Origin of the sequence: Pedobacter deserti (assembly GCF_024436415.1) — a bacterium.
Classification (GTDB): Bacteria; Bacteroidota; Bacteroidia; order Sphingobacteriales; family Sphingobacteriaceae; genus Pedobacter; species Pedobacter faecalis.
Genome location: NZ_JAFMZQ010000001.1, coordinates 2,180,785 through 2,193,489 on the forward strand (window position 1 = coordinate 2,180,785; position 12,705 = coordinate 2,193,489).

General features: G+C 50.1%; 10 protein-coding genes. 8 read left to right on the forward strand and 2 right to left on the reverse strand.

Annotated elements, in window-relative coordinates; all coding sequences use genetic code 11:
• Positions 1-41: 41 nt before the first annotated feature.
• Entirely contained in the window at positions 42-1,685 is a 1,644-nt protein-coding gene (locus tag J3P40_RS09905) for an FAD-dependent oxidoreductase (RefSeq protein ID WP_256005008.1), read from the forward strand.
• Positions 1,686-1,741: 56 nt separating this feature from the next.
• Positions 1,742-2,818 (forward strand): calcium:cation antiporter, encoded by a 1,077-nt coding sequence (locus tag J3P40_RS09910; protein ID WP_256005010.1) that lies wholly within the window; start codon positions 1,742-1,744, stop codon positions 2,816-2,818.
• 9 nt (positions 2,819-2,827) lie between these two features.
• On the opposite strand, the gene J3P40_RS09915 is transcribed toward J3P40_RS09910, so the two are convergent.
• A complete protein-coding gene (locus J3P40_RS09915; RefSeq protein ID WP_256005014.1) occupies positions 2,828-3,493 on the reverse strand; it encodes a Rossmann-fold NAD(P)-binding domain-containing protein in 666 nt (221 codons plus the stop codon).
• Positions 3,494-3,603: 110 nt separating this feature from the next.
• Here J3P40_RS09915 and J3P40_RS09920 point away from each other — a divergent pair, with 110 nt between their 5' ends.
• From J3P40_RS09920 to J3P40_RS09940, 5 genes are all read left to right on the forward strand, one after another.
• Positions 3,604-4,182: an RNA polymerase sigma factor gene (locus J3P40_RS09920; RefSeq protein WP_256005016.1), complete on the forward strand. Its 579-nt coding sequence runs from the start codon at positions 3,604-3,606 to the stop codon at positions 4,180-4,182.
• A 66-nt stretch (positions 4,183-4,248) separates the two neighbouring features.
• Positions 4,249-5,379 (forward strand): FecR family protein, encoded by a 1,131-nt coding sequence (locus J3P40_RS09925; RefSeq protein WP_256005018.1) that lies wholly within the window; start codon positions 4,249-4,251, stop codon positions 5,377-5,379.
• Positions 5,380-5,589: 210 nt separating this feature from the next.
• Positions 5,590-9,045, forward strand: a complete 3,456-nt coding sequence (locus J3P40_RS09930; protein ID WP_256005021.1) for a TonB-dependent receptor — start codon at positions 5,590-5,592, stop codon at positions 9,043-9,045.
• A 39-nt stretch (positions 9,046-9,084) separates the two neighbouring features.
• A complete protein-coding gene (locus J3P40_RS09935) occupies positions 9,085-10,524 on the forward strand; it encodes a RagB/SusD family nutrient uptake outer membrane protein (RefSeq protein ID WP_256005024.1) in 1,440 nt (479 codons plus the stop codon).
• A 10-nt stretch (positions 10,525-10,534) separates the two neighbouring features.
• On the forward strand, positions 10,535-11,557 hold the full coding sequence (locus J3P40_RS09940) for a redoxin domain-containing protein (protein WP_256005027.1): 1,023 nt from the start codon (positions 10,535-10,537) through the stop codon (positions 11,555-11,557).
• 74 nt (positions 11,558-11,631) lie between these two features.
• On the opposite strand, the gene J3P40_RS09945 is transcribed toward J3P40_RS09940, so the two are convergent.
• Positions 11,632-11,844, reverse strand: a complete 213-nt coding sequence (locus J3P40_RS09945; protein WP_256005029.1) for a hypothetical protein — start codon at positions 11,842-11,844, stop codon at positions 11,632-11,634.
• A 116-nt stretch (positions 11,845-11,960) separates the two neighbouring features.
• Here J3P40_RS09945 and J3P40_RS09950 point away from each other — a divergent pair, with 116 nt between their 5' ends.
• The gene (locus tag J3P40_RS09950) at positions 11,961-12,695 is read left to right on the forward strand and encodes a porin family protein (RefSeq protein WP_256005030.1); all 735 of its coding nucleotides are present in this window, start codon (positions 11,961-11,963) and stop codon (positions 12,693-12,695) included.
• Positions 12,696-12,705 lie beyond the last annotated feature (10 nt).

The window sequence follows — 12,705 nt, forward strand, 5'->3', positions numbered from 1 at the left end:
TTTAGTTGGCTCGTTTTTGTAGTATTGTAAAACAGACTATTATGAAACGATTCCTTATCCTCTTATCCTTTGTCCTTTCCGCCGTTAACCTTCATGCTCAGGACAAGCCGAAAACTTACAACGCTGATATCGTCATTTATGGCGGCACTTCGGCAGCCATCACCGCTGCGGTGCAGTCGGCCAAACTGGGTAAAAAAGTAGTGGTGGTGTCGCCCGACAAGCATTTGGGCGGGCTATCGGCCGGAGGGCTGGGTTTTACCGATACGGGAAATAAGGAGGTTATCGGCGGCCTTGCCCGCGAGTTTTATCACCGGGTATACCTGCATTATCAAACAGATACGGCCTGGAAGTGGCAAACGCGTCAGGAGTATGGCAATAAAGGACAGGGCACACCGGCTATCGATGGGAACGAGCGTACGATGTGGATCTTTGAACCGCATGTGGCCGAGAAGATCATGGAAGATTTTGTAAAGGAACACGGCATACAGGTATATCGCAATGAATGGCTCAACCGTGAGAAAGGGGTAAAGAAGAAGTCAGGGAAGATCCTTAGCATCACTACGCTAAGCGGAAAGGTGTTTACCGGCAAGGTATTTATTGATGCTACCTATGAGGGCGACCTGATGGCAGCCTCGGCGGTTAGCTACCATGTGGGCCGTGAATCGAACGCGACTTATGGGGAACAATGGAACGGGGTGCAGACGGGCGTGTTTCAGCACAGACATCATTTTACCAGTCAGATTGATCCTTATGTGGTGTCCGGAGATAAACGTAGTGGTTTGCTGCCGGGTATTTCGCCGGAGCAGCCCGGTGAGAAGGGGGCGGGCGATAAGAAGCTTCAGGCTTACTGCTTCCGGATGTGCCTGAGCAATCATCCCGACAACCGCATTACTTTTCCGAAGCCGGACAACTATAATCCAGCCAATTACGAATTGCTGGCGCGGGTGTTTGCCAGTGGCTGGCGCGAGGTGTTTGATAAGTTTGATCCCGTGCCCAACCGTAAAACGGATACGAACAACCACGGCCCGTTCAGTACAGATTTTATTGGGATGAACTACGCCTATCCTGAAGCATCTTATGAGCAGCGCAGGGAAATCATCAAGCAGCATGAGGATTATCAGAAAGGCCTGATGTATTATCTGGCCAACGATCCTAAGGTTCCGGCCGATGTGAGAAGTAAGATGAGCAACTGGGGTCTGGCTAAGGATGAATTTAAAGACAACGGCGGCTGGCCGCACCAGATTTATGTCCGCGAAGCGAGAAGAATGGTAAGCGATTTTGTGATGACCGAGCACGAGGTCTTGGGTAAGCGGCCCGTACAGAAGTCGGTAGGCATGGGTTCTTATGCTTTGGATTCCCATCATACCCAGCGTTATGTTACCCCGGAAGGCTATGTGCAGAATGAGGGCGATATCGGCGTAAAAGCACCTAAACCATACAGCATTTCTTACGATGCGCTGGTACCCAAGCGCAAAGAATGCAGCAACCTGCTTGTGCCAGTTTGTTTGTCCATTTCCCATATAGCCTATGGTTCGGTACGTATGGAGCCAGTGTTTATGATTCTCGGAGAATCGGCCGCGACTGCCGCTTCGCTGGCTATAGATCATGGTACCGCAGTGCAGGATGTCGATTATAGTAAGCTGCAGCAAATGTTGTTAAATCAGAAACAGCGGTTGACTTTTTAGGTCGGTAGGGGCAAGAATGTTCGCCCGGTTAGCCAGATTTTTTTATATTTGGTAGAATGAGAAAAATCCTGTCGCTACCGGCCTGGACGGTCATCGCCCCGATACTTGCCCTGGTCTTCCTGTTTCTTTACGTACAAAAACCTTTGTTTGCTGCTTTGGCAGCCGCGGGCCTCATCATAGCTGTGATGTCTGCCGTACATCATGCCGAAATTATCGCGCATAAAGTTGGGGAGCCTTTTGGTACACTCATTCTTGCCCTGGCCATCACCATCATTGAAGTTTCGCTGATTGTCTCCCTGATGTTTGCCGGTGGGGAAGAGGCAGTTACGCTCGCAAGGGACACGGTTTTTGCGGCGGTCATGATCATTCTCACGGGCATTATTGGCATGTGTCTGCTTCTTGGCGGTTTATACCATAAGGAACAAAAGTTTGGCATGCATGCAGTTAGTGCAGCGCTTGTCGGACTGGTAGCCATCTGTACACTAACCCTTATACTGCCTAATTATACCACCAGCATTTTAGGACCATCCTACAGCAAAAGTCAGCTGATCTTTGTATCCGTTATTTCACTGGTGCTGTACGGTACGTTTGTGCTCGTGCAAACGGTAAGGCATCGCGACTATTTCCTTCCGGCTAGCGGGGCCGATGATGAGGAGCAGCATGCAGCGCCGCCTACAGCCAAAACGGCTATCGTCAGTCTGGTTCTGCTATTGGGTTGCCTCGTTGCCGTAGTGATGCTGGCCAAAAAACTCGCGCCGGTTATTGAAACAGGTGTGGTAAGTCTGGGTGCGCCTAAAGCGGTTGTCGGAATTATTGTGGCCTTGGTGATCCTGTTGCCCGAAGGCATTGCAGCGGTACGTGCAGCGGCAAAAAACAGACTGCAAACCAGCCTTAATCTGGCGCTGGGTTCGGCACTGGCGAGTATTGGTCTCACGATCCCTGCCGTAGCCATTGCATCGCTCATTACCGGTATCAACGTAACGCTGGGTATAGATGCAAAGTCGATCGTTCTGCTCACCCTGTCTTTTATCACCGTGATGATTTCTTTTCAGTCGGGCAAAACGACCATCATGCAGGGCGTTGTATTGCTGGTACTTTTCTTTGTGTATTTGTTCCTGACTATTTTTCCCTAGAAAGCGTTATTAGGCTTTTACCAAGGCGTTAATATCGCTCACCTCAAACACCGGTTTCTGAATGTCGGTCGTGGCACACAGAATCATACAGCGGGCTACCTGCTGAAGCGTGCTTACTGAATTCGGAGAAAGCTCTCTTAAAACCGGGTACAGCCAGGCGAAATACTTATATAAAGAAAGCGTATGCCGTTGACCGGGCATCGCCTTCATAAACATGGGTCTGAAGTTGTGGACTTTCTTAAACGGAAGCTTTTGCAGGTCGTTTTCCGTTTTGCCTTTTACCCTTGCCCACATCAAAAAGCCCTTTTCGGTACTGTCTGTGCCTGCCCCGCTTACGTACGTGAAGGTCATGCCCGGATTTACGGAAGAAACGACCTCAGCGAAATGCATGGTCGTATCATACGTTGTTTTTTTAAAGTCGGCCTCATTCATACCCAGACTGCTGATGCCCGCACAAAAGAAGCAGGCATCATAGCCTTTTAGCTGCGGGTCGCCCGCCTTCAAATCCAGGAAGTCCGGCACAAGGTACTCTGTAAATTTAGGGTGCGCCACGCCACAGGGCTTTCGGCTTACGCCCAAAACCCTGTCAACTTTTGGGTTGTCCAGGCATTCGAGCAGTACACCTTCTCCAACCATACCTGTGGTTCCCGTGATGATAACGCTGATTGGCTGCATAGAAAAATGAATAGGTCAAATACTGACAACAGCCGGCATATAAACTTGTTTGAGCGGAAGCCGAATATTGTTACATTGCAGAGGGATAATCATAGTCAAGCAATCGCCGGGTGGCAGCATACACAACATATACCGATCAGCAACTGCTGGATCTCATCAGGACGGGAGATCAGGCGGCTTTTACGGAGATATACGACCGGTATAGCGGTATCCTGTACAGGTATGCCAACCGCTGGTTGAAAGACAGGGAAACGATCAAGGATGTGATTCAGGAGTTGTTTACCGTGTTGTGGACAAAGCGCGAAACGCTGGCAGTAAGTCAGAACCTTTCAGGATACCTCTACGTTGCGGTGCGGAATGCTATCCTTCGCAAGATCAGTGAAGAGAAGCGGGCCGACGAGTACAGCGCATCCTTACAGCACTTTATTGACTCCGGCCAGAACATCACCGATCATAAAATAAGGGAAGCCCAGCTAAGGGCCATCATAGAAAAAGAAATAAGCGCGCTTCCGGAAAAAATGCGGCAGATATTCGAAATGAGCCGTACCCGACAGATGTCGCACGATGAAATAGCCCGTGAGCTCGGCATATCCGAACACACCGTACGTACCCAGGTAAAAAGAGCCTTACGTGTGCTGCGGGGGCGACTGGGCATTTTGGTCTATATCTACCTGCTCACGGGTTATTAAAAAAAATATTGCAGCCTTGTACCCTCAAGGTCCTATTTGTGTCTCTATATCATTAAACAACCCAAGATGAAGACACAACACGAGGCGTCCGACTTATTGAAAAAGTATAATCAGGGAACCGCAACGCCCGAAGAAGTGGCGCTTTTGGAGAGCTGGCAACTGAGCAGTACTCCCGAGGGCGGGGAACTGTTCGGGGAATCTGAGCGGCAGGAAGACCTCGACGAAGTACGTGCCAATCTGGTTCGTCTTTCCGGGCGCACTAAAACGGTACGCTTGTGGCTTCGCCTTGGCATAGCTGCGGCAGTTGCGGCCATAATCATTTCGGCCGGCATCTGGTTCAGGGTACAGCCATCGGCGGATCATGCCCTGCAGGTTGCGCAGCAAGACGTACCTCCCGGAAAAAAGGGGGCCACGCTTACCTTATCAGACGGCAGGAAAATTCAGTTGAGTGAAGCAACCGACGGGCACCTTGCTGAGCAGGCAGGCATCTCCATCACTAAAACATCCGGAGGCCAGCTGGTTTACGAAATTACAGAAAGCTCAGGAGCAGCGGGTCAGCGTAACGTTTTGTCGACCTCCAACGGGGAGACTTACCAGGTACGCCTGCCCGATGGTTCCCTGGTTGCACTCAATGCAGGTTCGTCGCTTGCCTATACTGTTCCCTTGGTAAGCGGCGGCAGCAGGCATGTTAAACTAACCGGTGAAGCATACTTTGAAATCGCCAAAGATGCGCAACACCCATTTGTTGTGGAAAGTGAAGGCCAGCGGTTTAGCGTCCTGGGTACCCATTTCAATGTAAATGCCTACGATTACCGGGAGGCGATCATCACCACCCTTCTAGAGGGATCACTGCAGGTGGCCAATTCCAATGGCAGGCAAGTTATCCTTAAGCCCGGTCAGCAAGCCACAAGCAACAACCAGAATATCAGGGTTAGCGAGGTCGACGGCACCATTTATACCGACTGGAAAGATGGCTTGTTCACCTTTAGTAATGAACCTATTGAATCCGTAATGAAGCGGATAGGACGCTGGTACAATGTAAATGTTATTTATAAAGGGCGGCAAACCGCCCCGGTAACGTACAGTGGTACCATCTCTCAATACGAAAACCTGTCGGGCGTACTTAAACTGCTTGAGCAAAACGCAGACCTGCAATTTCAGGTCCGTGAAAATACCATCACCGTCCTTCTGAAATAATTTAACCGGCATATGCCAGATAACTAAACCAAACCACATGAAAAGAAACTTACCATCAGCAGGCCCTTAAGTTTGGCCAGCCTGAAGACGGCAGCAAAGCGCTGCCGGTAAAAGAACCAGGAGTGCTGGTCACACCCCCGGTTTATGTTCAGGTTACCCTCGCATACAATCTTCAATTCTAATACAATTCAACCTAAACAACGTAAAAGTATGAAATTTTATACTCGATGGATAATGCGAATAAACATTACCGCAATACTACTTCTTGTTACCCTGCTGCAGGTTAGTGCAGGCGGGTACTCACAGGAGGTTACCTACATCAAACGGAAAGCTACACTGGAGCAGCTTTTCCGCGAAATCACCAGGCAAACTGGTTTCAGTGTCTTCTATCCCGATTCACGGATCGATAAAAACCGGAGCATAGAGGCGCACTTTAATAAGACACCTTTATCGGCCGTACTCGGTCAGGTTTTTGAAGGAACAAACTATACTTTCGAGATAGAAGGCAAGCATATCATTGTGAGCAGCCACCCTGGTGTACAGCAGGAAACCGTTAAAGGAAAAGTTACCGACGAGCTTGGTAAGCCGCTTGCCAATGTGAATGTGCGGCTCAAAGCAAGCAACCGTGCTACGGTATCCGATTCGGGTGGTGCTTTTGAAATTGTTGTTCCGAACGGGGGCGGCACATTGATCTTCTCGTCCATCGGCTATATTACCAAAGAGCAAAAGGCTGTACAGGGCATGACCGTCGCCATGGAATCTGCGATGAGTCAGCTCAACGAAACCGTCGTAGTAGGCTATGGTACTGCAAGACGCAAAGACCTGACCGGATCTGTGGCGTCTGTAGACCTCGGGGAAATCCGGAATGTGCCCTTTGCAACGGTCGACCAGGCCCTGGCGGGCAAAGCGCCGGGTGTACAGGTGGTACAGGCCGACGGCTCGCCGGGCGGTGTAGCTAAAATCCGCATCCGGGGCGGAACCTCGCTCTCAGGAGGTAACGACCCTTTATACATCATCGACGGGATCCCGGTCCAGATCCAGAACCGTTACCTGCAGAGCGCGGCCGACATATTAAGTCCGATTGAAAGCTTTGGGGCCGACAGCCGGAACAATACCGTATCGGGCGCTTTTGCCCGGGGTTTAAACAGCCTGGGCGGTTTGAACATCAACGACATCGAAACCATCGATATCCTCAAAGACGCATCTGCGACGGCCATTTATGGATCGCGGGCAGCGAATGGTGTGGTTATCATTACCACCAAGACCGGCAAACTCAACCAGAAGCCTGTTTTTGAGGCAAACTACTATACCGGGCTCAGTACGGCGGTCAACGAAAAAGTGTTAAACCGCGATCAGTACATCATGGTACTTAAAGAAGCCGCTAAGAACCTGAACGATCTCCGCGCGGCCCGTACACCAGCCTTACCGCCAAATGCCGACGCCACGAATATCCTCAGCAACCCGAATTACTTCGGAACCGCTAATACGGATTGGCTCGACCTTGTTTCACGCACGGGCGTTACCCAGAACGCTGATATCTCGGTACGAGGGGGAGGAACCGGCTCCCGCTACTATACTTCAATTGCTTATAATAAGAATAACGGAACCGTAATCGGTACCGATTTCACAAGGATTGGCGGAAAGATCAATCTCGATAACGAGATCAACCGCAAGCTGCGGTTTACCACCAATCTCGATTATGGGTTTACTACCAACAACATCACGAACGGACTGTACATGCAGGCGCTTTTTGCTCCTCCAACGGTCGACCCCTACAATGCCGACGGAACGGTTAAGATTTTTGATGTGGCCGACAATGGCGCTGATAGTTTCCGCGGTTTCCAAAACCCGCTTCTGCTTACAAAGGGTGTCAACAAAGGCAATATGAGCATGCTTATCGGCTCGATAGCCGGCGAGTACGAAATTGTCGGCGGACTAAAATTCAGAAGCAATGTGCTCATTAACCACAATTCGTACCGGCAGACGAACTATATACCGAGCACGGTGCTGGTGGTAACTTCGCCGAACAGCTGGCCTGCAAGCTCCAATAATGGTATCGCCACGCAATCCCAGTCGCAGTCGGTAGACCTCCTCTATGAAAATACCCTGACCTGGAACAAGGAGTTTAACGAAAACAATCGCCTTACCTTACTCGCTGGTTCGTCGTGGCAGCGGCTCAAGACGAGCAGTTTTTCTGCCAGCGGACAAGGCTTTCCGGACGATGTTTACCTGAACAATCTATCATCGGCCACACTTACACTTCCGGCAAAAGGCATATCTGGTCAGAGCGCCCTCTTGAGTTTTTACGCAAGGGCAAACTATGCTTTGTTTGAACGATACCTCTTCACTTTTACCGGACGTTCAGACGCATCGTCTAAGTTCCCGAAGAACAACCGGGTCGGCTACTTCCCCTCCGGCGGTGTAGCCTGGCGTATCTCAGATGAAAACTTCCTGAAGGGTACCACCTGGATAGACGAGATCAAGCTGAGGGTAAGCGCGGGGTATACCGGTACGCAGAATATTGGCGATAATATGTTTTATACCTTGTACCGACCCGTTTCTTACGCAGGCCTGAGCGGCATGCGGCCAAGTCAGCTTGGTAACGACGAAATCAAATGGGAGTCGAGTCTGCAGAAAGACGCGGGTATAGATTTCGCGTTCTTCAAAGGACGTCTTGGGGGCGGCTTCAGTTATTACGAGAAGTCGACATCCGGCGTTTTGTTCCCTGCCACAGTTGCTTCCAGCTCGGGCTTTACCGGCGTAACGGCCAATATTGCCAATATCCGCAACCGGGGCCTGGAACTAAGCATGCGCGGGGATTTCATCCGGAATGCTAATCTGCAATGGTCGGGAACCTTTAATATTTCCGGCAACCGCTCTAAAGTCCTGGCCCTTTCGAATGACTTTGCTGACCCGAACAACCCGAAGATCTACACCTACGGCAACACCGTGCTGCGTGTGGGCGAGCCCGTTGGGTTAATCTATGGAAACGTTTTCGAGGGTATTATTCAGACGCCTGAGGAGGCGCTCGACTATAAAAACCGGAACTTTTATTCCCTCTACGGCGATCTTGACCTTGTTGGTCCGGGCGACGCAAAATACGCGCTTGGAAATCCGATATATCTTCAATACAGCGATTTCAGAAAAGATATTATCGGAAATGCTGAGCCCAAATTTTATGGGGGGTACACCAACAGCATTACCTACAAAAATCTGAGCCTCATTACGCTGGCGACATTCTCATACGGGAACGACATTTTTTATCTGGCTGATACGCAAAACCAGCATGTGGGTACCAAGACCAATAAGGGAATTCGCATCCTCGACAGATGGACGCCTGAAAATACCGGTTCAAGCCGGCCGCGGCTGGTCCTGGGCAAAACCGGTCTGGTAGGTGCTTCGAGCAACAACGTTTATGATGCCTCTTTCATCAAGCTGAAGTCTGTTACCCTTAACTACCAGATGCCTAAGGAATGGCTCAACCGCCTGAAAATCGATAACGCTTCCGTGTATGTTTCAGGCACCAACCTGTTTACGGTCACCAATTACCCCGGCGCCGATCCGGAGGTGTCTAATGATCCGTACAGCCTGATAGGCGGTTACAGCGACGCCGGTGGCTATCCAACCGTTAGGCAATTTAGTTTGGGTCTGCGCTGCGGTTTTTAAGCTGCGCATGATATATATGAAATGATAAATATGGAAATGATGAAGAATAAATTAAAGATATACCTGGTGTTGCTGATGGTGGCCTCCACGCTGGCCTCCTGTGATAAAGAACTGAGTGCATTGCCCGACAATGAGAAGGTGGATGCCAACGTGATCATCGACCAGGCAACAGCGCAGATCGCGCTAAATGGCGTGTATTATTCCTTTGCCAATGCTACGCAGGCAAACACTGGCTGGCAGGACCATCAGGTAAAGCCGGGAATGCTTGCCGGATACCTCGCCTATGGATTTAGTGTTTTCCCTGAAGAGGAAAATAAGAATGCCACACTGACAAGTCTGTTTTGGGACGAATCTTATATTTTACTGAACTCCGCAAATGGCTTTTTGAAGGGGATTAACGGATTGGCCGACAATAAATTTTCGGGCAACCGGAAAAAGGAGATGATTGCTGAAGCGCGGTTCCTGCGTGCTTATGCACATTTCCGGCTGCTTACTTTTTATGGCGAATGGTATAAGCCTGAAAGCCCTTTTGGTGTGCTGCTGCGTACTGAGCTTTCAGCGCTGGGCAATATCCAGAAGGCGAGGAGCACGGTAAAAGAGAGTTATGATCTTATTCTGTCGGACCTCGACGATGTGATCGCCAATGGCCCTGCGGCCAATCCAAACCACTATGTAAGCAAGTGGGCCGGTATGGCGTTGAAACTTAGGGTGCTCACCAACAGAGGGCTGTCCACCGACCATGCCAGTGTGATCAGCTTGGCCGACAACCTGATACAGAACGGGCCGTATCAACTTGAACCCAATGCGCAGGATATTTTCAGGAAGAACGGACTGGCGAGTAAGGAAGTGATCCTGGGTGTGAAGCCTCAGGCAGCCCAGGAAATGGCGGGAATTTCCAAGAGCCGCGATTACCTGCCGGGCGGATCCTTTTTATTTGCCGCCTCCCCGGCACTTAGAAACCTGCTTGCCAACGACCCGCGGCAGACATGGGTGGTGGGTGAGCTCAATAGCAGAAGCAACAGGGAGTCTTACTTTTTTACCAAGTACATCACCGCCGGAATGGCGCCTTCGGTAGTATCTGAAACCGATTATGCGCTGCGGCTCACCGAGACTTACCTTCTCAAAGCGGAAGCTATCGTACGCTCGGGGGGCAACCTGGCCGAGGCCCGCACTGCCCTGCATGAAGTACAGGCCAGAGCAGGTATAACGGCCAGCGCCAATTCAGCAGCCTATCTGGCGGTAGAGAACGCGCAGACGCCTCAGGCCATGCTAATGGAAGTTTATAAGGAGACCGTAAAAAGCCTGGTTGGAGAGGACGGTATGGAGTGGATGGCGTTGCTCAGGCTTCCATTTGAAACAGTAAAAACACTTAAGCCGACGATAGTCAACCAAACGCAGTACATCCTGCCTGTGCCGCGCACCGAGTTTCTTTATAATCCTGTATTCGGTCTGCAGAACCCAGGATACACCGCTAACTAAACGATTAATAATGAAAATATATATCACCGCAGTACTCTTATTTTGCGGAAGTAGTCTGGCTTTCAGTCAGCAAACAGTAACCATCAAAGGCACGGTAAAAAACGATCTGAAGGGCCATAACAAGGTTTACGTGTATGGTGAGGGTATAGAAACCGACACCGCTGAAGTACGCAGCGGATCATTTGAGATCAGCCTACCATTTACCAAACCCTTTATCCCCTTGTTGTACAGCCAATATGAGGCAGAGGTTAACAAGGCCGTGGCACCTTTTCCGATCATCATCGACCAGCCCGGCATAGTCCACCTGGAGGGGGCCGACCTCAGCAAGGGCTTCCACACAGGTAAGCTTTCGGGCATGCAGTCGGCGTCCGACTACCAGGCCTACCGTGCAGGGTATGATAAGGCGGCAGGAGAGGCGGAGAACTTACGGAAGTTTATTGAGAAGCGCCCGGATACCTATCTGGCGGCCTATTTACTGTATGGGAGCAAGGGCAACCTGGATATGGGGACTTTGGAAAGCCTGTATGCTAAGCTGAAGCCGAATGCGCAGAAATCAGAACTTGGAATTAAGGTTAAGGAATTTATTGCGGGTGCCAAATCCTCAGCTATAGGAATGGTAGCCAAAGACCTCAGCCTTAGCGGACCTGATGGGCAAACGATAAACCTGAACCAGTTCAGGGGCAAGTATGTCCTGCTCGATTTCTGGGCAAGCTGGTGCGGGCCTTGTAAGGCTTCTTTTCCGCATATGAAAAAGGTTTACAGCAAATACAAGGGAGATCAGTTTGAGATCTACAGCATATCGGTAGATCAGTCGAAAGCAGACTGGCTCAAAGCATTGAAAGAACTGGAACTGCCCTGGACACAGGCGCTCGACCATGATAAGATTGCGTCGACCAGTTTCGCGGTATCAGCAGTGCCTACCACTTTTCTGATCGGTCCGGATGGTCGCATACTGATGAAAGATATCGGGTTCGACAGTTCCGGAAATAGTACCCTCGAAAAGAAGCTGGCCGAACTCTTTCCCTCGAAATAGTCGGACGCCACAACCTTTTCCCAGCACAGGCAATGGTCTTTACAGTCCAGCCTGTGCTTTTTTATAAGACCGTTTTACTTTTTGCCCGCACTGGCTACAATCACGATGCCACCCACAAGCAGTATCCCGCCCAGGTAAGGCGGCCAGTTCACACTTTCTTTTTTGTCGGCCGAGATCTGTATAGGCCCCGCATCCACAACCTTCTCCTTCTTGGTATAAGAAAAGCCGGTCCATATCAGCATAATGGCCCCGATCACAATCAAAATCACCCCTATTGTCCTATTCATAGCATTGTTGGTTAAGTTCAATACTTAAACAAGGAAACACAGCATTTGTTTATTGTTGAAGCTTAGCCATGAATTACCTGGAAAATTTATATATTCGGTAAGCAAATGAAACCCGTATGAAAAAGACTCTCTCCACCCTGCTTGCCTTAAGCCTGGGTCTGTGTGCGCACGCACAAATTACCTTTCAGAAACATATCCGCGTCGGTATTAAAGCAGGTGTAAATGCATCCGTTTTCAGCAAGGATGTCGAACCCTTCGATCCGCATATACCTGGCTATTATGACACCTTCCAGAACTGGGCGCGCTTTTCAGGCCATGGGGGTGTAACATTCGATTATCATGTTACCGACAGACTTTCTATAGGCGCAGAATTGTTATACTCGGGCAGGGGCATGTCTTACCGCGAGGAAAACGACGAGGCTATCATTTATACAGAAGATGGTGAACAACAGGCCTATAATTACTTTAACTACAAGATCGATTACATGGAACTGCCTGTAACCGTTCATTATAACGTCCTTTCTCCGGCCACCAATTTACGTCTGGGGATATACGGTGGCTTTGCCAGGGGGGTAGCCCTGCATAAGCGCACCAAGCTGATCTTCCCGGAGGCCGACGGATACGATAAGCCTGAGAATGAGCAGAACGAACTGATGTACGTAAGGAACTTCAGCACAAGTGTGATAGGAGGCTTGAAAGTATCGGGAAAATCGCTCAAGACCAACCCCTTTGCTGACATAAGGGCGAGCCAGATGATCAATCCGGTGTTCAACAGAAAGTCGGCCCCCAACGGCGGTAACCTCGATACCAGGATGTTTACCTTGTCGCTGGCCGTAGGCGTGCAATTTTAAGGCGCCCATT

What these genes read in the sequence shown, in the direction of transcription:
- J3P40_RS09945 (WP_256005029.1), bottom strand. Translation starts at nt 11,844, where the DNA reads ATGAATAGGACAATAGGGGTGATTTTGATTGTGATCGGGGCCATTATG.
- J3P40_RS09905 (WP_256005008.1), top strand. Translation starts at nt 42, where the DNA reads ATGAAACGATTCCTTATCCTCTTATCCTTTGTCCTTTCCGCCGTTAAC.
- J3P40_RS09930 (WP_256005021.1), top strand. Translation starts at nt 5,590, where the DNA reads ATGAAATTTTATACTCGATGGATAATGCGAATAAACATTACCGCAATA.
- J3P40_RS09910 (WP_256005010.1), top strand. Translation starts at nt 1,742, where the DNA reads ATGAGAAAAATCCTGTCGCTACCGGCCTGGACGGTCATCGCCCCGATA.
- J3P40_RS09925 (WP_256005018.1), top strand. Translation starts at nt 4,249, where the DNA reads ATGAAGACACAACACGAGGCGTCCGACTTATTGAAAAAGTATAATCAG.
- J3P40_RS09940 (WP_256005027.1), top strand. Translation starts at nt 10,535, where the DNA reads ATGAAAATATATATCACCGCAGTACTCTTATTTTGCGGAAGTAGTCTG.
- J3P40_RS09935 (WP_256005024.1), top strand. Translation starts at nt 9,085, where the DNA reads ATGAAGAATAAATTAAAGATATACCTGGTGTTGCTGATGGTGGCCTCC.
- J3P40_RS09915 (WP_256005014.1), bottom strand. Translation starts at nt 3,493, where the DNA reads ATGCAGCCAATCAGCGTTATCATCACGGGAACCACAGGTATGGTTGGA.
- J3P40_RS09950 (WP_256005030.1), top strand. Translation starts at nt 11,961, where the DNA reads ATGAAAAAGACTCTCTCCACCCTGCTTGCCTTAAGCCTGGGTCTGTGT.